Origin of the sequence: Loigolactobacillus backii (assembly GCF_003946275.1) — a bacterium.
In the GTDB taxonomy this organism is placed as follows: domain Bacteria; phylum Bacillota; class Bacilli; order Lactobacillales; family Lactobacillaceae; genus Loigolactobacillus; species Loigolactobacillus backii.
Genome location: NZ_RHNQ01000015.1, coordinates 1 through 22,485, shown reverse-complemented (window position 1 = coordinate 22,485; position 22,485 = coordinate 1). Strand labels below are relative to the sequence as shown.

20 protein-coding genes, 1 pseudogene and 1 other annotated feature are annotated in these 22,485 nt (G+C 41.7%); of the genes and pseudogenes, 15 read left to right on the top strand and 6 right to left on the bottom strand.

Annotated elements, in window-relative coordinates; all coding sequences use genetic code 11:
* Positions 1-214: 214 nt before the first annotated feature.
* The 7 genes from EKM61_RS04210 (at position 215) to sfsA (ending at position 6,404) form a co-directional block, all read left to right on the top strand.
* The gene (locus EKM61_RS04210) at positions 215-1,936 is read left to right on the top strand and encodes a metallophosphoesterase family protein (protein ID WP_068226133.1); all 1,722 of its coding nucleotides are present in this window, start codon (positions 215-217) and stop codon (positions 1,934-1,936) included.
* Positions 1,937-2,011: 75 nt separating this feature from the next.
* Complete coding sequence (locus tag EKM61_RS04205; protein ID WP_225359739.1) at positions 2,012-2,686, top strand: C39 family peptidase; 675 nt, start codon at positions 2,012-2,014, stop codon at positions 2,684-2,686.
* Positions 2,687-3,258: 572 nt separating this feature from the next.
* A complete protein-coding gene (locus tag EKM61_RS04200; protein ID WP_068226134.1) occupies positions 3,259-4,011 on the top strand; it encodes a threonine/serine exporter family protein in 753 nt (250 codons plus the stop codon).
* 106 nt (positions 4,012-4,117) lie between these two features.
* A complete protein-coding gene (locus EKM61_RS04195) occupies positions 4,118-4,564 on the top strand; it encodes a threonine/serine exporter family protein (protein ID WP_068226135.1) in 447 nt (148 codons plus the stop codon).
* A 73-nt stretch (positions 4,565-4,637) separates the two neighbouring features.
* Entirely contained in the window at positions 4,638-4,841 is a 204-nt protein-coding gene (locus EKM61_RS04190; protein ID WP_068226136.1) for a hypothetical protein, read from the top strand.
* 204 nt (positions 4,842-5,045) lie between these two features.
* On the top strand, positions 5,046-5,537 hold the full coding sequence (locus EKM61_RS04185) for a universal stress protein (RefSeq protein WP_068226297.1): 492 nt from the start codon (positions 5,046-5,048) through the stop codon (positions 5,535-5,537).
* Positions 5,538-5,666: 129 nt separating this feature from the next.
* The gene (gene sfsA, locus EKM61_RS04180; protein WP_068226137.1) at positions 5,667-6,404 is read left to right on the top strand and encodes a DNA/RNA nuclease SfsA; all 738 of its coding nucleotides are present in this window, start codon (positions 5,667-5,669) and stop codon (positions 6,402-6,404) included.
* Here sfsA and EKM61_RS04175 read toward each other — a convergent pair.
* The 5 genes and pseudogenes from EKM61_RS04175 to ilvD all read right to left on the bottom strand — a co-directional run bounded on the left by EKM61_RS04175 (position 6,393) and on the right by ilvD (position 12,145).
* Positions 6,393-7,319 (bottom strand): L-lactate dehydrogenase, encoded by a 927-nt coding sequence (locus EKM61_RS04175; RefSeq protein ID WP_068226138.1) that lies wholly within the window; start codon positions 7,317-7,319, stop codon positions 6,393-6,395. The two genes, sfsA and EKM61_RS04175, sit on opposite strands and share 12 nt — an antisense overlap.
* Before the next feature lie 128 nt (positions 7,320-7,447).
* Positions 7,448-8,698, bottom strand: coding sequence for an MFS transporter (locus EKM61_RS04170; RefSeq protein ID WP_068226139.1), 1,251 nt, complete (start codon positions 8,696-8,698; stop codon positions 7,448-7,450).
* A gap of 254 nt (positions 8,699-8,952) precedes the next feature.
* Positions 8,953-9,929, bottom strand: a pseudogene (locus tag EKM61_RS04165) (bile acid:sodium symporter family protein).
* A gap of 85 nt (positions 9,930-10,014) precedes the next feature.
* Positions 10,015-10,341: a metal-sulfur cluster assembly factor gene (locus tag EKM61_RS04160; protein WP_068226140.1), complete on the bottom strand. Its 327-nt coding sequence runs from the start codon at positions 10,339-10,341 to the stop codon at positions 10,015-10,017.
* Between the two features lie 37 nt (positions 10,342-10,378).
* Positions 10,379-12,145: a dihydroxy-acid dehydratase gene (ilvD, locus tag EKM61_RS04155; RefSeq protein ID WP_068226141.1), complete on the bottom strand. Its 1,767-nt coding sequence runs from the start codon at positions 12,143-12,145 to the stop codon at positions 10,379-10,381.
* Between the two features lie 660 nt (positions 12,146-12,805).
* On the opposite strand from ilvD, the gene EKM61_RS04150 reads away from it, so the two are divergent.
* From EKM61_RS04150 to EKM61_RS04125, 6 genes are all read left to right on the top strand, one after another.
* Positions 12,806-13,018, top strand: coding sequence for a hypothetical protein (locus EKM61_RS04150; RefSeq protein WP_068226142.1), 213 nt, complete (start codon positions 12,806-12,808; stop codon positions 13,016-13,018).
* Between the two features lie 212 nt (positions 13,019-13,230).
* Positions 13,231-13,479: a binding site (T-box leader), on the top strand.
* A 149-nt stretch (positions 13,480-13,628) separates the two neighbouring features.
* Positions 13,629-15,332, top strand: coding sequence for a biosynthetic-type acetolactate synthase large subunit (gene ilvB, locus EKM61_RS04145; RefSeq protein ID WP_068226143.1), 1,704 nt, complete (start codon positions 13,629-13,631; stop codon positions 15,330-15,332).
* Entirely contained in the window at positions 15,333-15,824 is a 492-nt protein-coding gene (gene ilvN, locus EKM61_RS04140; protein WP_068226144.1) for an acetolactate synthase small subunit, read from the top strand.
* Between the two features lie 107 nt (positions 15,825-15,931).
* A complete protein-coding gene (gene ilvC / locus EKM61_RS04135) occupies positions 15,932-16,969 on the top strand; it encodes a ketol-acid reductoisomerase (RefSeq protein ID WP_318529168.1) in 1,038 nt (345 codons plus the stop codon).
* Between the two features lie 210 nt (positions 16,970-17,179).
* Positions 17,180-18,460 (top strand): threonine ammonia-lyase IlvA, encoded by a 1,281-nt coding sequence (gene ilvA, locus EKM61_RS04130; protein ID WP_068226146.1) that lies wholly within the window; start codon positions 17,180-17,182, stop codon positions 18,458-18,460.
* A 38-nt stretch (positions 18,461-18,498) separates the two neighbouring features.
* Complete coding sequence (locus EKM61_RS04125; RefSeq protein ID WP_068226147.1) at positions 18,499-19,281, top strand: ABC transporter ATP-binding protein; 783 nt, start codon at positions 18,499-18,501, stop codon at positions 19,279-19,281.
* Between the two features lie 528 nt (positions 19,282-19,809).
* On the opposite strand, the gene EKM61_RS04120 is transcribed toward EKM61_RS04125, so the two are convergent.
* Entirely contained in the window at positions 19,810-20,193 is a 384-nt protein-coding gene (locus tag EKM61_RS04120) for a Rid family detoxifying hydrolase (RefSeq protein WP_068226148.1), read from the bottom strand.
* Between the two features lie 336 nt (positions 20,194-20,529).
* On the opposite strand from EKM61_RS04120, the gene EKM61_RS04115 reads away from it, so the two are divergent.
* Together EKM61_RS04115 and EKM61_RS04110 are read left to right on the top strand one after the other, a co-directional pair.
* Complete coding sequence (locus EKM61_RS04115; RefSeq protein WP_068226149.1) at positions 20,530-21,561, top strand: branched-chain amino acid aminotransferase; 1,032 nt, start codon at positions 20,530-20,532, stop codon at positions 21,559-21,561.
* 366 nt (positions 21,562-21,927) lie between these two features.
* The gene (locus EKM61_RS04110) at positions 21,928-22,272 is read left to right on the top strand and encodes a hypothetical protein (protein WP_068226150.1); all 345 of its coding nucleotides are present in this window, start codon (positions 21,928-21,930) and stop codon (positions 22,270-22,272) included.
* Positions 22,273-22,485: the final 213 nt, after the last annotated feature.

The following is a 22,485-nucleotide window of genomic DNA, read 5'->3' as shown; positions in this document are numbered from 1 at the left end:
CGAATAAATATTGTAACTGATGGCTTGAAACCTGGGCGCCTTTCCAAGCATTCCCTAGGTTAATTAGGAGGTACTAGTGAAAAATTATTTCAAGACATTGGCTGGTTAATAATGTAAATTTAGCAAACATATTTACAACCTCCGTAAAACATGGAAGAATGGTGGGGAATAGGTAATTTTTACCCGATAATTTTTTGATGAAGGAGGCGATCGAATGACAGATTCTAAGGCTATCAATAAAGCAGGAGTAAGTACAAATAAAACAGAAAAATCAGTGGATGATTTAACGGTGGTTGGTTTTTACTGGGTTAATCACCACAATCAGACCCCTGATGGACAGAGCTACACACTTTATGTTGGCGAAAACTACCAGCACAGTCCTTTTCAGTTATTATTTCCCGCCGAGCGTGCTGATCGACTTGGTGGTAATCTACTCTATCGGAGTTGGTCACGGCATTTTCAGCGCTATAACTCGTTTGTTCGCGTGGCGGACAATGCGCGCGTTTTTATGGCACAATTCATGGCTAAATTTGTTAGTCGGATTACCCAAGTTGCAACTAAAAATTCACTAACGATGGGTGTGATAACGGATACACATGACCGCGCTGGAAAAAATTATCAATTTTATGGTACTAATGGATTGCAGCACGTTGAAGAATTAAAGTTATTAGATAATTTTGGTGTGTTTGATGCGATTGGTCATTTAGGTGATTTGATTGATGGCGCTAATGAACCTTCTGTATCGCGCGTGCGTTTGGGTCAAATTATTGGTACATTAAATCAATCGAAAACGCCATTTTTTGTGACAAAGGGTAATCATGATGAGAATGATAAGTACGCGATACATCAGTCGAAGAAACAAGTAAGTGACGCCTTTGGACCAAATGATTTTGCGGATCTGGTTTGGAAAAAAATGTACGCCCAGGCACAGATTCATGCGGTATCAGCTCGCTTTGGTGTTGGCTATTTTGATAAAGGCCCGGTACGAATTATTTTTATTAATACAAGTGATGTTCCATACGAACTGACTAGTAGTGGTGCTAAGCGCTATGATACTAAAAAAATGCACGCCATTCGTGGTGGACAAATGCAGGAAATTATTGCAATTTTACAGCGGAGTTTAGATAAAAACATTGTTTTCTTTGGGCACGCGCCTTTAGTTGATGCTGCTGGTCACGAAGATATTGTTAAAAATGGTGGGGCCTTACAGGAATTGTGTCACTATTTTAATCAACATCAGCGCGGCCGTTTGGTCAGACATAGTTCGGACGCTTTATTTGCGCTTAACTTACGGTATGATTTTAGTCAGATTGGTCAGTCGAAGGTATCGGCCTACATTTGTGGGCACTTGCATGATGAAGGTGCGTTTGCAGTAGATGATATTCAATATATTGTGTTAAACTGCAGTGCACTTATTAGCGCTAACCAACCTAACGTTAATCAATTTAATCAGAATTTTGATCGGCAACAAGGAACGCTAACGGAATCGGCTGGCTATGCGATTGATGTTAATAATTTGAAGGGTCGTCTGACTGTTTTAGGCTACGGTGCGGCCACACCAAAACGAACTTTTACAATTTCAAGTGTCCACCCAACTTTACCAGCAATTGGTGATACTGGAGTTTTACCAGTGGCTAGCTATTTTAGTGGGCATCAGCGTTTGAACTTGCAAATCGAGCAAACCATGAGTGGTCGATTAATTTGTTTTCTTAGTGGCCAACTGCACTTACCACAGGTCAACGATTTACAACAAGAACGGGTAGCGACAGTTCCGCTACCATACCGACCTAAGCAGCTATTGCTAATGCCAATTCAGAGCATTAGTGGTGACCAGGCCCAACTGGGAATTGAGCCCAATGGTGATGTTTGGTTAACAACACAGCGACTAACAACGCTGAGGGGGCCCTTTATCTTAAATTTATCTTGGATACGCTAAGTAGGCTGGTAACTTTTTACTGATTGTGTATAATGCAGTTATTGAGTCAAAATTTAAGTGAATGAGGCTTTGTGATTGAAACGAAAACAAACAAATCGGCATCAGCCTAAGCAGCGCAACTCACGCTTATTTCTGATTTGTGTGCTTCTCTTGATTGGCATTATTGGGTGTTTATCCCTTTTAGGACGGGAAAACGCTACAAAGGAGATTAGCTTTCCAACTACAGTAGAAAATGGGGCGTTGAAATTAATTGGTCAGCAGCCGGTTAGTATTGAAATGCCAGTTAAGGCACGCTCGCAATTTCCAACTTTGCCAACTGGCTGTGAAATTGCGGATGTCGCCATGTTATTTGATTACCGTGGTCACCCAACGGATTTAGCCACTTTGGCGAATTCGCTTCCGTACACTGATAATCCAGAGACTGGCTTCTGGGGTGATCCTTTTACCGGAACTGGTTATACGATGTATCCACCAGGTTGGCGTCCGATTTTTGAAAAAAAGCTTGGTAGTTTTACCGACTTATCAGGCCAATCAGTGACTAAGTTGAAAGGTCAATTAGCAAAGGGAAAACCAATCGTTGCTTGGGTCCACATGCACGGTTTTGTTGCCCACGCTATTTTATTAACCGGCTACGATCATGATACGATCATTTATAATGATCCCTTTACCGGTAAGGGTCGGCAACAGATGTCCAGCCAACGTTTTTGGACGGTAGCAGCATCACAGAAGCACCGAGCGATGACTTATTAAGCTAGAGTGTTTAAAAGGGCGTCCAGGTTCTGAGCATTAGTCTAGATTGACAAATGATTCACGTAGTGGATTATTTGGCGATCGTAACTACTATTCCACAATTGAGAATTATTAGCATAAAACGCTAATAATCTTGATGTTTCATACGTTGTCCATTCAACTATGGCGAAAAACGCCAAGTTGAAATATGGCAATCGCAGGAACCTGCCTTTTTAAACACGTTTCCACCAAATTAGCCGAGGGATACAAGTAAGCGTATTTTCTTAATAAGCTCTAAATCAAAAAACACCAGAGGCCAGGACAAAAGTCCTGGCCTCTTACTGTTTCCGGAACGTACGCCAAAGGTCTGGGGGGTCACGTACCTTACGGGAGTGTTTGGAAAAGCAAAGGAAGCTACTTTTTCAAAGGATAATTCAATAACCATAGTACCATTATTGGATGGGCCTACGTTACGCAGTGAACCCAAAACCAACTTCTGTCCCACTCCCTGATGCTTTTTTAGTTTTGGAGCGTTGCAGCGGAATTGGTTTGTCGCTATACTAGTGAATAAAATGAGTAAAGTGGGTGGCCTGATGAGTGAACAGCAGCAAAGCAGTGAATTGTTGGATACGTGTCTAATGGCCGGAAGAATTATGATTGAAAGTGGTTCGGAGATGTACCGGGTAGAAGATACAATGAACCGAATTGCCCAAAACGCTGGTGAAAAACAGAGTATCACCTTTACTACGCCGACGGGGATTTTTATGGAACTAGGGGATAGCGGAGCGGTTCAGATTCGCCAGATTACAAGCCGAACAATTAATTTAGAAAAGGTTGAGCACGTTAATGCATTATCCCGTGAATTTGCGGCTCAAACAATTAATCTTGGTCAACTTCATCAGCGCCTGGCCTCACTGGACCGAGATGTGCCTTTCTTTCCCGTCTGGCTTCAGATCATTGCGGCGGCACTGGTTAGCTGTACTTTAATGATTATTTATGGCGGTTACTGGCAAGATTTTATTAGTACGGCCGTGATTGGTGCCACTGGTTATGCGGTCTTCTACTGGGTGCGCGATCGCTTGAATATTAGCTACCTTAATGAGTTTTTGGCGGCATTTACGATTGGATTACTTGCTTTGATAGCGGTCCGGCTACATTTAGGGCGGAGTATTGACATGATTATCATTGGCGGTGTGATGCCGTTGGTTCCTGGTGTACCAATAACTAACGCTGTCCGTGATGTTTTAGCGGGCCATTTATTATCGGGAATTGCTCGAGGAATGGACGCTATTTTTAGTGTTAGTGCAATTGGTGTTGGCATTGCACTGATTTTTCGCTTTTTTTGATTAAGGCCTGTCTAAAAAGACATCTGGATTCTGAGTAAGTTTGCGCTAGATCAATTGAAAACATTCTAGGCAAAAATTAGCTGTAATGGCTACGGGGAGCTATGAGATGATCACTTTATTTGGAAAAGTCTTGCTACAACTTGTTTTTAGTTACATAGCCACGGTAGCCTTTGGTATTTGTACTAATGTGCCACACCGAGCATTGAATGCTTGTGGGTTGACTGGTGCCGCGGGCTGGTTTGTTTATTGGCTACTTGTGCAATTAGATTTAGGACATATGTTACCTAATTTAATTGGTGCATTTGTAATTGCATCAGTTAGTTTATTCTTTGCGCGAATGAAAAAAATTCCGGTTATTATTTTCAATATTCCGAGTTTAGTGCCGCTAGTCCCTGGTGGCGTTGCTTATCGTTGTGTTCGGGCACTTGTCCTTGGTAATTATACGCAGGGCATTGGGTTTGCCATTCAGGTAATGATGATTTCTGGGGCAATTGCCGTTGGATTTATGTTGGCTCAGTTTGTTGGTCTGCGGCGCCCGGCCAAAAATAGTTAGTGAGTTAAAGGTGTTGCGCAATAAGTGTTAGGGTGTTATAACGTGGGTTGAATCAGGTAAGGGGGGCACAGTTTTGTTATTTAATAAAACAATGGATTATTTGGTAGTTGGTGTTTATCGTTTGGCTAGCGGGAAAAAGACTGAACAGTGTGTTATGCATAATACAACGAAACGTGAAGCAAAAGAGCAAATGTTTAACTATTTAATAAATAATAAGCTGGGCAATCAAGACGGCTCATTTCGTGATATTCTCTCGATTAGTGTCCATAAAGAATAACTAAACAAATGTGGTGTGGAGTTTCAACTTGCTATTTTTAATTTGTTACAGCTATAATGAACTTAGGGCGTGTTTGGAAAGCAGGTTCCTGCTTTTCCAAACACGGTTACACTAAATTAGTCTGGGCAATACGCGTAAAGGTATTTTCCAAAAATGAACTTAGTTGCAGCATTATTAATGACCAACAAAGGTGGGGATAAACGGATGAGTACGGAAGACCCAAAGAACACGTTAGATTTTGAAGTAGAAAACATGAACTTTCATCGTTTATTGGTGGCAGTAGATGAAGATGATTCAACGTCATCAATTCGTGCGTTTAACTACGCTGTGACGCTGGCCAAAACTTATCGTGTGCCGTTAGCAATTGTTACAATCTTGGAGACTGGTGATCTGAATATTTATGATTCATTATCACCAGACGTTTTGTCAGATCACCGACAAGAAGTGTTAGATAAAATTAACCAGTATGCAGCCAAGGCTAAGGATTTTGGTGTCACAGACGTAACGCCATTAATTGGTGAAGGCAAGCCAGGAAATATTATTGTAAATAAGATTATTCCTGATTGGCGGCCAGATCTTTTAATTGTTGGGTCAGAAACGACTGACAAGAATCGATTATTTATCGGTTCGCAAGCAAGTTATATGGCGCAAAATGCGGCGTGCTCGGTAATTGTTGTTCGGGCTAATGATATGTAATGTTGTTTAATTAATTTAAAATCAAAATAGGACAAAGAGTAGTTGCAAAAGTCATGATTGCTACTATTCTTTGTTCTTTATTTTTAACAGCAGTGTAGTTGAGTAGGAATTATTTTGGAGGAAATTAACATGAAATACGCTAACATCACGATTGGGACGTTTCTTGCTCGACCTAACCGATTCATTGCCAACTGTGAAATTGCCGGTAGTGTCCAGGCAGTCCACGTAAAAAATACCGGAAGAAATAAAGAAATTTTGCGGCCACAGGTTCAAGTTGCGCTAGTGAAAAGCAATAATCCTAAACGTAAAACAAAGTATGATTTAGTTGCTGCACTGTGTGGTGAACGCTGGATCAACATTGATAGTCAGGCACCTAACCATATTGCCTATGAAAGTATCTTGGATGGGACTATTCAGTTACCTGGGTTGGCCGAACCGATCACAACATTACGTCCAGAGGTAGTTTTCTCTGATTCACGTTTTGATTTATTTGGGAGCACCGCAACTGAATCCTTTTTTGTTGAAATTAAAGGCGTCACATTAGCTAACGCCGACTTTGCGGCATTTCCTGATGCACCAACAATTCGCGCTGAAAAACACGTTCGAACTTTGATGGCGGCACGCGCATCTGGTTATGGCGCTTATTTATGTTTTATTGTTCAAATGAGTGGTATTCGTGAAATGACCGTTTATAAGCAACGTGATCTGAAATTATATCAAGAAATTTTGGCCGCACAAAAAGCGGGCGTCACTGTTTTGGCCTATGGCTGCGCAGTAACGCCCGGAGAGATTAAAGCAGTTTATCCAGTTAAGCTAAATCTTGCCCGGCAATTTCACGAATTAACGGCTGATGAATTAGCTCTTTGAGGGTAAAGTACTGTAATTATGTTTGATTGTGTCGGCAGATTTTTGGAAAAGTGCCTGTTCATCTGCCGGTAAGGTAATTGGATAAGTAGCGACGATGCCTTCACGGCCAACAATGGCTGGTTGGCCAATACAAATCCCAAGCTCTTCGTTCCAGTTAGATACTGGCCGAATAACCCGGGCGTCACTAAAGACAGCCTCAGCTAGGGTAACCGCAGCCGTGGCAATACCATAGCTTGTGTAGCGTTTACCATTAAAGATGTACCAGCCACCTAGGCGGGCATCTTCACTAAGCTGATTGACGTCAAGGTTCCGCTCTTTAGCGAGAACACTAATTGGTTTTCCGCCAACAGTGACTGTCGACCAGGCCGTAAATTGAGTTTCACCGTGTTCACCTAAGTTGAAACCGGCAACGTTCGTTAATTCAACGTTGAGTTTTTCACCAACGGCACGTTTCATTCGCAATGTGTCCAACGAGGTACCAGTGCCGAAGACTTGTTTTTTAGGTAAACCAGTCAAATCTTGTAAGTATGTGGTGATAACGTCACATGGGTTTGTAATATCAATGATAATACCATTAAAACCAGATGCTTTAATCTTAGGACCAACTTCTTCGACAATTTTACTAGTTACACGTAATTCGGCCAAACGATCACCAGCGTGGTCATAAAGCGCTGTAATATCGCCGGCACTAAAAATAATAACGTCAGTATCTTGTAATTGTGCGTAGTCCTGAATCGCTACATTAGTGTGCGTTGTTAATTGTCCTTGGGCATCCTGTAAGTCTAGTTGTTCTGCCTTTGCGATCTTATCTGACTTATCAAATAAGGTTAAATCGTCCGCAATCCCCTTAGTAACAATTGTGTAACCAACTTCACGACCAACGTGGCCAAGACCAATAACTGCCATTTTTCGCATAAAAAAGCCTCCCTAATAGCTTGCTAAGTTTGATATAAATCTAGTTTAGTTTGGAAAATATTTTATATTCCTAATTAAGTATACACAATTCTAAGAATTAGTAAAAAAATTGCAAGACTATTTTAATATTAATCACTATTAAGCGTAACTGACTGGTGTTTTTTATCTTGCCGGAGTTCGTGGGTATCATGCAGGAGTAAACCGAAATTAATTAACTCAAAAATTGCGGTCATGGCAAAAACACCGCGATAATCACTAACGCTGGAAATAACTGCACCGAGCATTGGTCCAGAAACACTGCCTAACGCTTGAAAGGATTGATTCCAGCTAAATAAACGACCAAAGGCTTTGCTAGGAATATAAAGGGTCATGATTGCCTGAACGGCTGGTAATAGCGCGGCATCAGAAACCCCAACTAATAGGCGTAAGGCACCAAATTGCCAGATGTTACGAACAAAACTCATTGGTATAAAGCAGGCGGTAGCAAATAGCAAGCCAAAAAGGAGAACGTGTTCTGGCCCAACGTGATCGCTTAGTTTGCCTAACAATGGCGCGGCAAATAAGGTTACAACGCCTGGTAAGGCGGCAACAACGCCACTAATAAGCGCAATTGGGCCGTGGTGATGCAATAATTCGCCAACAAATAAGCTGACAATTGGGGTAACTGACATATTGGCCGCTTGAATAATTAAAGTGGTGATAAACATTCCGGTAATTAATTTTGGATAACGTAGTTCACGGAAAACCTGGCGTGTTGGGGTTAAATCCCCTTTAGCTAAAGGACTAAATTTTTCGTGAACAAAAAATAGTGTCATTAAAAAGACGATAAACATTAATGCACCAGTGACGTAAAAGGTGCTACGATAGCCTGCAATGCCGGCCAAAACGCCCCCTAGTAAGGGGCCAAGCAAAGTGCCAACAACGTTTCCAGTGGCCAAAGTGCCCATTGCCTGGCCACTTTTTTCCCGAGGGACCGCGGCAGCAATAATCGCGTTGGCGTTATTAATGTAGCCGGAGAAACCGCCCTGTAAGGCACGTAAAATAATTAAGACTGTAATATTAGGTACGAAACCACAAGCAGTAATCGTAAAGGTCATTCCCAGTGCTGCTCTCAAGCACATGATTTTGCGGCCATGTTCGTCGGCTAACTTTCCCCAAAATGGTGAGACAATTGCCTTTACGAGAAAAGTAATTGCAAAGGCTGTGCCACTGTAAAGATTAAGTTGCCATTTATTGAAATTACCTAATGTTTGTATGAAAAGTGGTAAAAAGGGCATTGTCATTGAAAAACCCATTCCGGTCATAAAGTTGCCAAACCAAAGAAAGGTTAAGTTTTGCCGCCAAGAAGGCTTTTGCTCTTTAATAGATTGATTGATCATCGCAAATGCCCCCTAAAAATTAATCGATTGCTTCAAGTTATACTCAGTTTACAATTTATATTTAATTAAACCAATTCTATAAATACCATTTAATGATAGAAAAATTAAAAGTGGGCCAAAAGATTGCTTTATCCGTAAATTCTAGCCAATTAGTGCTTGTTAGCCAGACGGATTGCGATTTTTTGTGTCCACTTCTTTTTCAAATGAGTATCGATCAAGGATTAATAGCGACCAGAAGTCGTCTTAATTGCTACTTAATTTTCTTGTAACTTTGTCGTTTTTGGCTCCGCCGATTTATCAGTATTTAATTTATTGCGCCAATAAGTCGAAAGAATTGAGCCAGAAATATTATGCCAGATACTGAAAATGGTTGAAGGGATAGCGGCTGCTGGATGGAAGTACTTCATTGCCAGCGTTGCCCCTAAGGCAGAATCTTGTGCATACCAACTTCAAAAGTAATTGCTTTTCTCTGAGGATCATTTAAGCGGATGAGCTTAGAGAATAAGAAGCCAAGCCCGTAGCCGGAAAGGTTATGTAAGATTACAACTGGGATAACCAAGGCAGTTTCTGCGGTAAATAAGTGAGCTTGGTTGGCTGCAAAAACGGAAGCAACAATTAATAAAATAGCAGTTTGGGAAACCAATGGTAAGATGCGATTAACGGTCTCGATCCTTTTACCGAAAATAGTGTGAACCAAAACGCCTAAGAAAATTGGTAGTAAAACAATTCGAATAGCGCCAAGGAAAAGTGAAGTAGCAGGGACGGTCACCCAATTACCAGCGTAAAGAAGTAAAAGTGTTGGTAACATTATTGGCGCTAGCAATGTTGATAACATGCCAATCGAAACATCTAAGGCAACATCGCCACCAGCAAGGTAGGCCATAACGTTTGATGACGTTCCACTTGGACAAGAACCAACAAGGATAACACCGACGGCAGTTGGTCCGTTAAGGTGAAAAATTAGGCAGAGTAGGTAGGCAATGCCGGGCATGATGACGTAGTGGGCAACTGTACCGGCGAAGACAGGCCACGGATGCCGAAATATTCTAGCAAAGTCCTTACGCGTTAACGTTAGGCCCATTCCAAATAGGACGATACCTAATAATAGCGATGTGTGCGGTGCGATTGCGACTCCAATACTAGGAACAAAGAAACTAAACGCGGCCACAGCTACGACTAGCCAGGTAAACCACTTACTCACCCAATTACCAACCATTTCAGCATGTTTCATATACATCTTCCTTTCGTAATTCAAGTCATTAATTTTTTGTTATTTTGATATTAAAAATAGAATTTAAAATGGTCGCAAAGTTCAACTAATAATGAACACCTAATGAAATTCGGGCGTAACGACTCATCTTTGCAACTGTCCACGCTGGGTACCAGACAAGGTTGATTTTGACCTTTTTAACCTCTGGAATAATAGAAAGGGCGTTATCAATCATTTGCTCAAGGATATCCGAGATTGGACAGCCCATTGTTGTTAACGTCATCGTGACGGCACATTCGCCATCTTCGGTCATACTCAGACCGTAAATCAGGCCAAGATTGACAATATCACAACCTAATTCAGGATCAATGACAGTTTCTAAAGCGTCTAACATGCGGTCTTTTAGGTTATCTGCAGTATTTGTTTCTGTCATTAGCACGGGCCTCCTACAATTAAAGATTTAAGTCTAATTAGAGCTTATTCTGACGAGCTTGTTCTTCAAGGGCAATGATCTCACTTGGATCCTTCATAACGCCACCAGTGTTGGCCGAGGTTACTAGGGCCGTGTAACGAGCCAGGTAGCCGGTGGTAACTTTAGGTTTAAAGGGTTTTAATTCCTTTTGGCGGTTGTGTAGTTCAGCAGCGGAAACGGCAACGTTTAGCGTTCGGTTTTTTAGATCAATCGTGATTTGATCGCCGTCATGGATTAGCGCAATTTCACCGCCTTCAGCGGCCTCAGGTGAAACGTGACCAACGCAAATTCCGTGAGTAGCACCGGAGAAACGACCATCAGTAATCAGGGCAACATCGCGACCAAGTCCGCGCCCGACTAAATCAGAAGTTGGGTTTAGCATTTCTGGCATGCCGGGACCACCTTTGGGACCTTCGTAACGGATAACAACGACGTCACCCTTTTTTACGGTACCATCATCGATGCCATTAACCGCATCATCGTGGGAATCAAAGCAGACTGCTGTTCCGGTAAATTCGTGAATATCGGGATCAACACCACCAACTTTGATTACGGAACCATCTTTAGCAATGTTACCGTAAAGTACAGATAGACCACCTTCGCTAGAATATGGATTGCTTAAGGGATGGATAACCTCTTCATTTTTAGTGTAGGCACCAGCAACGTTTTCCCGGATTGTTTTACCAGTGACGGTTTGCCGATCTGGGTGTAAAATGCCACCTTTTTCGATTAATTCATTCAGAATTACCGGAATTCCCCCAGCGTTGTGTACGTCTTCCATAGTCCAAGAAGATGATGGGGCAATTTTGGCCAGGAATGGTGTCTTTTCAGCAATGGCGTTGACGTCACGTTCGCTATATTTAACGCCGGCTTCGTGTGCAATCGCTAATGTATGTAAAACAGTATTGGTTGATCCGCCCATGGCCATGTCAAGTGCGATACAATCATCGAAGGCTTCTTTGGTCATAATATCCCGTGGCTTGACGTTATTTTTCACTAATGTCATGAGCTGTTTAGCAGCTGCGCGAATCAAGTCCCGCCGTTGCTCGGAAACGGCGAGTGCAGTGCCGTTATAAGGTAATGCCATCCCCATCGCTTCCATCAGGCAATTCATTGAATTAGCGGTGAACATTCCGGCGCAAGAACCACAGCCTGGACAGGCGTTTTGCTCGAGTTGAAGGAAGTCATCCTTGTTTAATTTGCCTGATTTAAAAGCACCCACGGCCTCGAACATATTTGAAAGGGTAACAGCGTGTCCATTTGGATCAAGGCCTGCCTTCATTGGACCACCAGAACAGAAAATGGCTGGCACATTGGTACGGGCGGCGGCCATTAACATGCCAGGACTGATTTTGTCACAGTTTGGCATGTATAAGACACCATCAAACCAATGGGCGTTAATAACTGTTTCGGCTGAATCGGCAATGATCTCACGACTTGGTAACGAATAGCGCATGCCAATGTGGCCCATGGCAATCCCATCATCAACCCCGATGGTATTAAACTCAAACGGAATACCGCCGGCCTCGCGAATGGCCTTTTTAGCAATTTCGGCTAATTCACGTAAATGAATGTGTCCTGGAACGATTTCAATATATGAATTGCAAATAGCAATAAAGGGCTTTTTCATGTCGTCAGTGTTCTTAACCCGACCAGTTGCGTACAGTAAACTACGACCAGGGGCACGATCAGCACCGACTTTAATTTCGTCACTACGCTTCTGCATGTCTTTACCAGTGACTGTGAAATTTAAGGTGTCGCTCATAGATAACCATCTCCTGAAGATTAGATTTTATTCGTTTAGATTAAAATTTGTGGTGCGAATGATTAGAAGACTATCACTTATAAAATGTTTGTCAACTTTGTTTTATTAGAAATAGTTTTAAAAACAGCTTGACATAGGTAACTAATGCATGATAAATTTATTTTAACTTTTAATGCTAATCTAATTTAAATGCTTTGACGAGGAAGAGTAGTGATTTCCAGTAGATAAACAGAGAGCTCTGTAAGCTGAGAGGGGCAGTACTGGAAGTGACGAAAGTAACCTTTGAGCTATCTGCTGAATGAAGTAGGCGGGATTGGGAGTGCCCATTATCGCACCAACGCATCAATAATTAGAAGAATGAGCTTGCTCGTTTGCCTTCTGGTTTATCGGTTTTATAAAGAAGTCACATTCTGCTTTTAATTATATGTGCGCGGCAGAGGCATTTGCGGAGACGCAAATGTAAAACAAGAGGTGGTAACACGCGAAAGCGTCCTTGTGGTCTTATCTAAGATCACAGTGGGCGCTTTTTTTGTTGGCGTAAGCTCTCTGAATTAGATTGTCCTTTGACAATTGAATAGAAGAAGGCACTTATAAACTTACAAAAAGATTACAGCCATGCACGTTTCGAGTGCGCGAAGTTCGCGCTAGGAGGTTAAAAATATGAAAACAGCATTTGAATTAGTTACTTGTACCCACTGTGAACAGAAAGTTCCAACTGGTGTCTACTGTAGTAATTGTGGTAAACAGCTTTTCACCATTCAAGGGCAGGTTAATATCACAACAAGTTTTTGCGTTAACTGTGGCGCGCTAACCCCGGCAACTAAGTACTGTAGTATTTGTGGTTACGAAAAGGATTACGACCATTACTTCTAAAGTATTAGCGAATACCTGGAACTAAATTGTACTAGTAACCATTTTGACTGATTTAGCACGAATGTATTTGAAAGGACATAGATCTGTATGACCTTTTAACTACCTGCAAGAATAAACAAAAACAAAAATAAGTAAAAAAGTAATTGACATTCATGATTACTACAAGTATATTAATAACCAAGCAAATGTGTTGATTTATTTCAGCACCATAAATAATCATGTTGACGGGAAAGAGTATTTCGATGTTCTGCCTTAAAGCGAGTTTCAGTAGGTGAAAGGAAACAAGCAGACGTCTTAAGAAAATCCTCCCCGAGTGATGAACCGAAATTTAAGTAAGTTTATTGGCTGCCACCATTATCCCGCTAGCGTATCGCAATTATTTTTATTGCTGCACGTGAAGAGGTAGTACCAGTAATGGTGCTATGAATAGAGGTGGTAACACGCAAATAAGCGTCCTTCAAGATTTTAAATATCTTGGCGGGCGCTTTTTATTTTTCCCAAATGAGTTAAAAATTATTTTAAAAAGGTGTTGACAACCACAAAAACTAATGTATAGTGAATAACATAATTTCTAATAGAATTTTAATCAATTGTTTTAGGAGGTGAGTGGATGTTAGAAAAAGAAACACAGAGCAATGTTCAACAACAAACTGGCGCGACAGTTTTACTTACGGCTTTGAAAAAGCAAAATGTTAATCTGTTGTTTGGTTATCCTGGTGGGGCTGTTCTTCCACTTTACGATGCGTTGTACCAAATGAAATTTCAAAATATCTTGGTTCGACACGAGCAGGGCGCAGTTCATGCGGCTGAAGGTTATGCGAAAGTAACCGGAAAACCAGGCGTTGTCTTTGTTACTAGCGGACCAGGTGCAACTAACGCAATGACTGGCCTAGCTAACGCAATGTCAGATTCAACGCCAATTGTTGTCTTTACTGGCCAAGTTGGAGTTGGTGCCATTGGAACGGATGCCTTTCAAGAAGCAGATGTACTGAGTATGACGGCGCCCGTTACCAAAAATAATTATCAAGTACGGCGTGTTGCCGATTTACCCCGAATTGTTGCTGAGGCGTTTCGCGTAGCAACAACTGGGCGGAAAGGGCCAGTCGTTGTTGACCTTCCCAAGAGTGTTACACAAGAACAAGTAACGGAGCTTACCGATGATCAAGTTCATTTAACCAGTTATCAGGCAAAGCGGCCATTGGATCAAGCTGCAATGGACGAAATGCTACTTGCTTTACGGCAAGCAAGTAAACCAGTCATCCTTGCCGGTGGTGGTATTGGGGCCGCCCAAGCGAGTACCGAATTGCGAAAATTCAGTAAAGATTTTCAGTTGCCAGTTGTTGCTAGTTTATTAGGATTAGGTGATATGCCAACTGATGAACCACTATTTTTAGGAATGGGTGGCATGCATGGCACTTATACCGCTAATATGGCACTCACCGAATGTGATTTTCTTCTATGTATTGGTGCTCGGTTTGATGATCGCTTAGCAACGGCGCCAAAACAGTTTGCACCAAATGCTAAGATTGCGCACATTGATATTGACCCGGCCGAACTTGGTAAAGTGATTGCGGCGGATTATCCGATTGTGGCCGATGCAAAGGTGGCCTTAGAGTACTGCCTGGCACAACCAATGAAGCCAGCGCACGATCAAACTTGGCTACAACTTTTACAGCAAAGAAAGGCCGCTCATCCCTACAGTTATCAAGAAAGTAGTACTGAATTAAAACCCCAACGAGTGATTGAATTAGTTGGTCGTTTAACCAAAGGTGATGCTACGGTGGTGACCGACGTTGGGCAACATCAAATGTGGACCGCCCAGTTTTACCCCTTTAGCCGACCACAACAATTAATTACTAGTGGTGGTTTAGGAACAATGGGTTTTGGTTTACCAGCCGCGATTGGTGCTGCCTTTGCCACTCCAGATAAAACCGTTGTCTTATTCGTGGGCGATGGGGGGCTACAGATGACTAGTGAAGAATTAGATGTTTTAGCAGCTTACGATCTCAACGTTAAAGTTATTTTGTTAAACAACGGGACGCTTGGAATGGTTCGTCAATGGCAAGATTTATTTTACGAAAAACGCCGTTCCCAAACGGTCTTTGATCACCAACCGGATTTCATGAAGCTTGCTGCCGCGTACGGACTTCGTCATTTAAAGGTAACTTCGCCAGTAACAGTAGCGGCCGAGTTAGAACGAGCCTTTAGTTCGCCACACGCAATGCTGATTGAGGCCGATATTCCAGCACTAGAACAAGTTTTCCCGATGATTGCGCCAGGGAAATCTAACGATCAAATGATTGGGGTGAAGTAAATGCGGCGGGTACTTACTTGTATGATGACTAATAATCCAGGGGTTTTAAATCGTTTTACTGGTGCGCTTAATCGTCGCCAGGTCAACATTGATAGTATTTCAATTAGTCCAGTAGTTGATCCGGCCGTTTCACGAGTAACAATGGCCGTTTATTTAGCCGATAAGGCCGCCAGTACGCAGTTACTTCGCCAATTAGAGAAACAAGTTGATGTTTTTGAAGTTAAAGATATCACCGATGTTCCGCACATTGAACGAGAATTGGTTTTAATCAAGATCAGTGCACTACCTGAAAAGCGGGCGGAGTTACTGGCAATGATTCAACCATTTCGGGCTGCTATTGTGGATGTTTCATCAGTAGACGTGGTGGTGCAAATCACGGGGACACGTTCTAAGGTTGCGGCATTGCTTCGCGTAGTGAAACCATATGGTATTTTAAAATTAGTTCGAACAGGGGTTGCAGGTTTTCCCCGGGCAGAAAGCACTTCTGATTAATCCCCAAAAAATCTGGTTAAAAGTGGTATCACATTTCCTTTTCTTTTTATCTATATAATAGGAAGAAAAGTGAAATTTGTTATAAATAGATTGGTTTGGTTACTGAATTGACAAGAAAAATGGAGGTTTTTTATATGACAGTAGAAATGTTATACGACAAAGACGTTACAACGAATTACATGGCTGGCCAAACGGTTGCATTTATGGGCTATGGCTCACAAGGTCACGCCCAAGCAAACAACTTACGGGATTCTGGTGTCGACGTTATTGTAGGTGTTCGGCAAGGTAAATCATTTGATAAGGCTAAAAAGGATGGTTTTCCAACTTATTCAGTTGCCGAAGCCGCTAAAAAGGCCGACTGGGTTCAGATGCTAACACCTGATGAAGTCATGTCGGACGTTTATAAGGAAGAGGTTGCGCCCTACCTTGAGGCCGGTAACACACTTGGTTTCTCACATGGCTTTAACGTTTATTATAAAGAAATTGTACCACCTGCAGACGTTGACGTTGTTATCATGGCGCCTAAAGGACCAGGTAACTTATGCCGTCGTACATATATGGAAGGTTTTGGTGTTCCCGCACTTTATGGTTACTACCAAGATGCTTCTGGACACGCCGAAGATAAGGCTAAAGAATTTGCTAAGGCTAACGGCGCCGCTCGTGCTGGACTTTTGAAAACAACCTTCAAAGAAGAAACCGATGAAGATTTATTCGGTGAACAAAATGTCTTAATGGGCGGGGTTACTTCATTGATCGAAACTGGTTTTGAAGTTTTAACTGAAGCCGGTTATTCACCACAATTGGCCTATTTTGAAGTTGAACACGAAATGAAGTTAATCTGTGACCTGATTTATGAAGGTGGCTTCAATAAGATGTATCGTGATTGTTCAAATACATCTGAATATGGTTCATACGTTGTCGGACCAAAAGTCATCGGCAAAGAATCAAAGCAGGCTATGAAGGATGCTCCTAAAGAAATCCAAAACGGTAAGTTTGCTAAAGACTTTATGGCTGATTACCGCGCCGGTTTCCCAGAATTGTACAGATTACGCGAACGTTCTGAGAATTCACAATTATCCCAAGTTGGTGAAGAGCTACGTGCCCGGATGCCATTCGTTAAGGAAGCTGATAAATACAGTAACTAAAAGATCTTTTATGATAAGTAGGTAAGTGAGCTCTAGCGGAAAGGACGAGATTGAAATAAAGCCTTGAAGGCGAGTAAACGTTCATTCCCTAACTAAAAAATGGTTGCGGAATGATTGTTAAACTCACATTCAATAGGTAGATTCTGGATTTGGAATTTACCCTTTATTCAGTCAACTCCTTTTTAATTTGAACGAAAGGATGGTGGCAAAATGGATTTAAAAACGAAGACAGATCAAGCTTTATTGACAAAAGAGGATGTAGAAAAGGCAAACGAGGTGTTGGCACCAATTATTCGGCACACACCGTTACAGTATGATGTCTATTTATCCCAGAAGTATCATTGTCAAGTTTACCTTAAACGTGAAGATTTACAGGCCGTACGTTCGTTCAAAATCCGTGGCGCCTACTACGCAATTCACGCTACACCGGCAGCTGAACGGGAAAAAGGAGTTGTCTATGCCAGCGCCGGTAACCATGCTCAAGGGGTTGCTTGGACTTGTCATAATATGAAAGTACCAGCAACGATTTTTATGCCAACTACGACACCACAACAAAAAGTTAGCCAAGTTGCCTTTTTTGGTGGCGATGACGTAACGATTAAGTTGGTCGGAGATACTTTTGATGCTTCAGCTGAAGCGGCAGAAAAATTTTGTCAGGAAAAGCAGCAGACCTTTATTGCACCATTTAATGATAAGCGAACGATGGCCGGTCAAGGAACCTTGGCCGTTGAAGTACTTGCCGATGCGGAGCAGCAAAACGTTAATGTTGATTATTTTCTTGCCGCTGTCGGTGGTGGCGGTTTGTTAAGTGGGACTGCGGCTTACATTAAAGCAGTTAGTCCCCGAACCCGAGTTGTTGGCGTTGAACCAGCAGGTGCGGCGTCAATGACCAAGGCTTTGGAAGTGGGCCACCCAGTAACGTTAAATGAACTAGAGAAATTTGTTGATGGCGCGGCCGTTCGTACGGTTGGCGAATTAACCTACGCTAACGTTAAGGCCTACGTTGATGATATGCTGGCTGTGCCAGAGGGCCAAGTTTGCAGTACTATTTTAGATTTATATAGCAAAGAGGCAATTGTTGCTGAGCCGGCTGGAGCCTTAAGCGTTTCTGCCTTGGAACAGTATCAAGATGAGGTTCGCGGAAAAACGGTTGTTTGTGTGATTAGCGGTGGAAATAACGACATTAACCGAATGCAGGAAATTGAGGAACGCTCCTTAATCTTCGAAGGCTACCAGCATTATTTTGTCGTTGATTTTCCTCAACGACCAGGAGCCTTGCGCGAATTTGTTAACGAAATTCTGGGACCAGATGACGATATTACAAAATTTGAGTACACAAAGAAAGTTAACCGCGGTAAAGGGCCAGTTCTAATTGGAGTTCGATTAGGCGATAAAACGACATTACCGGATTTGTTGGATCGACTAACAATGTTCGACCCACATTACATTAACTTAAAGGACAATCAAATGTTGTACACCATGTTGGTTTAATAACAACACTATGTTGAACCTCAAAAGGAGGTGGCCTAATGGGCGAGATCCTTTCGTTTAAGGATGTTTCATTAGAACGCGGTGACCATATTATCTTGAAACACATTGACTGGACAATTCATGAAAAACAGAATTGGGCAATTCTAGGATTAAATGGTGCGGGAAAGACGACTTTATTAAAACTAATCCACGGCGATATCTGGCCAACTAGCGGGCAACTAAAGGTTCTTGGTGGTGTTTTTGGACATACCTCAATTCCAGAATTAAAACGAAAAATTGGTTGGGTAAGTACTGCCCTGCAGGATTGGTTACATCCAGGTGATTTAGTGGAAAGTATTGTTTTGTCAGGAAAATTTGCCAGTATTGGCGTTTACGAACACTATACCGAGGCCGAAATGGATCAGGCCAAGACGATTTTAAATCGTTTGGGTGGCAAACGTCTAATTGGTAAGCCTTACCGTGTCTTATCACAAGGTGAACGCCAACTAGTATTGATAGCCCGTGCCTTAATGGCAAAACCGGAATTACTAATTTTAGATGAACCATGTAATGGTCTAGATTTATTTGCCCGGGAACAACTATTGCAACGGGTGGCATTAATTGCGGCCGAACCGAACAGCCCAGCGTTACTATTCGTTTCACACTATACAGAAGAGTTATTACCGTGCTTTAAAAATCTGCTCTTACTACGAAATGGGGAGATTGTCGAAAAAGGTAGTCGGCAAGAACTTTTAAATGAAGCAACCTTATCAAAATTTTACCGCGAACCGATTCAAACACTAAAACTTGGCAAAGAACGTGTGGCTGTGTACCCTACATAGAAAAAGTGGGGTATTTCTGAAAATTATTCTAAGAGCGCGTTTGAAAATTGTTAACCTTAATTGTAGAAATTAGTTCGTGTTTAGGAAATACCTTTATTAGGATTTTCCTAACTAATTAGTGTGCGTGTTTGAAAAAGCAGCTTCCTGCGGTTGCCATGTTTCAACTTGGCGGTTTTCGCCTTAGTTGAATGGACAACGTATGAAGCATCAAAATTATTAGCGTACTTAGCTAATAATTCTCAGTTGCGGAATAGTAGCTACAACAGCCAAATCACCTTTTTCAAAGTTAATTCGTCTGTTTAGGCTGCGATTCGGACTTCGGTTCATCCTAGTCCGATCGACAACGTCAGTAATCCTCAGAATCTAGGTCGGAAAATGTCCTTATTAGTATTTATCTGATTAATTTGGTGTGAACGTGTTTGAAAAAGCAGATTCCTGCGGTTAGCTACAGCAGTCACTTCGGCCGTTGCACGGCCAAAGCGCCTACTGTAGCTAACCGCAGGAATCTAACCGCTTTTTCAAACACTCCTATTTAGTAGCAGTGTATTCAATTTCAATGAGTGCGTCATCAGGTAAGGCTGCGACTTGGACGGTTGAGCGTGCTGGTAGAAATTTAGCGTCAGTAAAGTAGGTTGCGTATAGATCATTGACAACCGTAAAATCGGCAACGTTGGTCAGAAAAATAGTTGTTTTAACCACGTCAGCGTAATTCATACCGGCTGCAGTCAAAACAGCGCCCATATTGGCCATGATTTGTTTAGTCTGGCTAGTAACATCCGCGCCATTTAAACTGCCGGTTTCTGGTTTTAGGCCAATTTGACCAGAAGCATAAAGTGTTTGATCAACAAGAACGGCTTGTGAATAAGGGCCAAGCGCGGCTGGGGCAGTGCTAGTAGCGATAACTTTTTTCATTTGAAAGACTTCCTTTAGTTAGTGTGAATTAGTTTAATTAGCGCTAATTCTATATTAGAATTAGATTAAAGTAAATGATAAATTAAACTAGCCAAAAATTAATTTACTAATTAGTACATTTAATAACTATCTTATTCAAAATAAAATGAAAAACATTATAAAATTTAAAATATTAGATATTATGTGACTATAGCAGTAATGTTAACGCATAATTAAACAAGAATAGCTAAGATTGAGTTTGACAAAAACCAAAGTTATTACTAAACTATACATTAAAATTAGCTTACAAAAACCATTGATTTTTTAATTTAGTATTTATTGAAGGGAGTTTTACATATGTCAGTTAGTGCAGCAGATGTTGATTTTAATAATTTAGGGTTCACCTACATGAATTTACCTTATCGTTTTCGTGCGTATTATAAGGATGGTAAGTGGCAAAATGAAGGCTTAACGGATGATCCAGATTTGCATATCAATGAAGGTTCAACCATTTTACATTACGGTCAAGGTGTTTTTGAAGGTTTAAAGGCTTACCGGACAAAAGATGGTGAAGTTAATTTATTCCGTCCAGAACAGAATGCTAAACGAATGACACATTCATGTGAACGCCTTTTAATGCCCGAATATCCAGTTGATAAATTTGTCGACGCTGTTAAACAAACGGTTGTCGCAAATAAAGACTTTGTGCCACCATACGGTAACGGTGCAACTTTGTACTTGCGTCCTTATATGGTTGGTGTTGGTGGTAACATTGGTGTTCATCCAGCAGAAGAATACATTTTCTCAATTTTCGCGATGCCAGTTGGGAACTACTTTAAGGGTGGTTTAACACCAACGGCCTTCATCACTTCTGAATATGACCGTGCCGCACATAAAGGTACTGGTGCTAACAAAGTTGGTGGTAACTATGCTGCTAGTTTGTTCCCAGGCCAGTACGCTCACGAGAATGGCTACAGTGATTGTATCTACCTTGATCCAGTTTCACACCGTAAAGTCGAAGAAGTTGGTTCAGCAAACTTCTTTGGTATTACAAAGGATAACGTATTCTTGACACCAAAATCGCCTTCAATCTTGCCTTCAGTTACTAAATACTCCTTGCTCTACTTGGCAAAAGAGCGTTTGGGCTTAGGTACTAAAGAAGGCGACGTCTTCATTGATCAGTTTGATCAGTTTAAGGAAGCTGGAGCCTGTGGAACGGCGGCCGTTATTTCACCAATCGGAAGTATTACTAACGGTGATGACAAGCACGTCTTCTATTCTGAAACTGAAGTTGGACCAGTTACGAAAAAATTATACGATACGTTAACTGGTATCCAGTTTGGTAATGTAGAAGCGCCAGAAGGCTGGATTCAAAAAGTAGAAGTATAATTCAGTTGATTGCTACCTTTGGCTTATTGGTGAGCAGTATTAATTAAGCTAGGTTTTAATTCTAAGTAAGAGGCTAGGACTTTTTGTCCTAGCCTCTTACTGTTTCCGATCATTATTCTAGAACGTGGGCCAAAAGTCTGGGTTCACGTGCCTAACTACGGTTATTGGGTTGGCCCTACGCTTCGCAGTAAACCCAAAGACGACTTTTGGCTCACTCCCTGCGAGAATACAGTAATCCGGTTACTAAAATTTGGGTTAAAAAAATTGGAAAACGGCCGCTAAAAGATGAACTTTGAAATAGTTTGTCCAATCTGGTGCCGGCGGGACTATAATAGACTTAGTAGTGACAGAAAAGAGGTGTGTGTGATGACAGATGAAGGTATAAAGTTTACAACCTTAAGCGATCAGGCCAAACAAACCGCTATTCAGGATTTTATGTCGGCTTACATTGATCAATTTCGCTGGAATAACCTTGAAGTATTTGAGGCCAGTCAAAGTGAAGGCGATATTCCGGCAATTAATAAAATTTTGATGAGTGGTGCGCGTTTCGATAAAAAAGACCTAATGGCTTACCTAACACAGCGCGTCGGCGAACATTTTTCTCGTTTGATGACTAAGCTTGATCAAAGCTATTTGGCAAACGGAACACCAATTGAGCCATGGGAAACGTGGTTTGAAGATCATCGCTTACAGTTGGAGGACGGCCAATAACGTTCATTTAAATTCACGCAGACCTGGACAAGTTGTCCAGGCTTTTTTTGTGTTTGGGATCAGGAATAGTTAAAGGTTTATTTAACCGGAAGAATCCAATACTACGAAATTTTGGAAATTAAAAAAGACGCGCGCTTGAAGTGAACCCTTAAAATTGGACAAATTATTAAGCTGCTTTTTGAACGGCGAGTTCTCGGTATTTTACCGGGGACT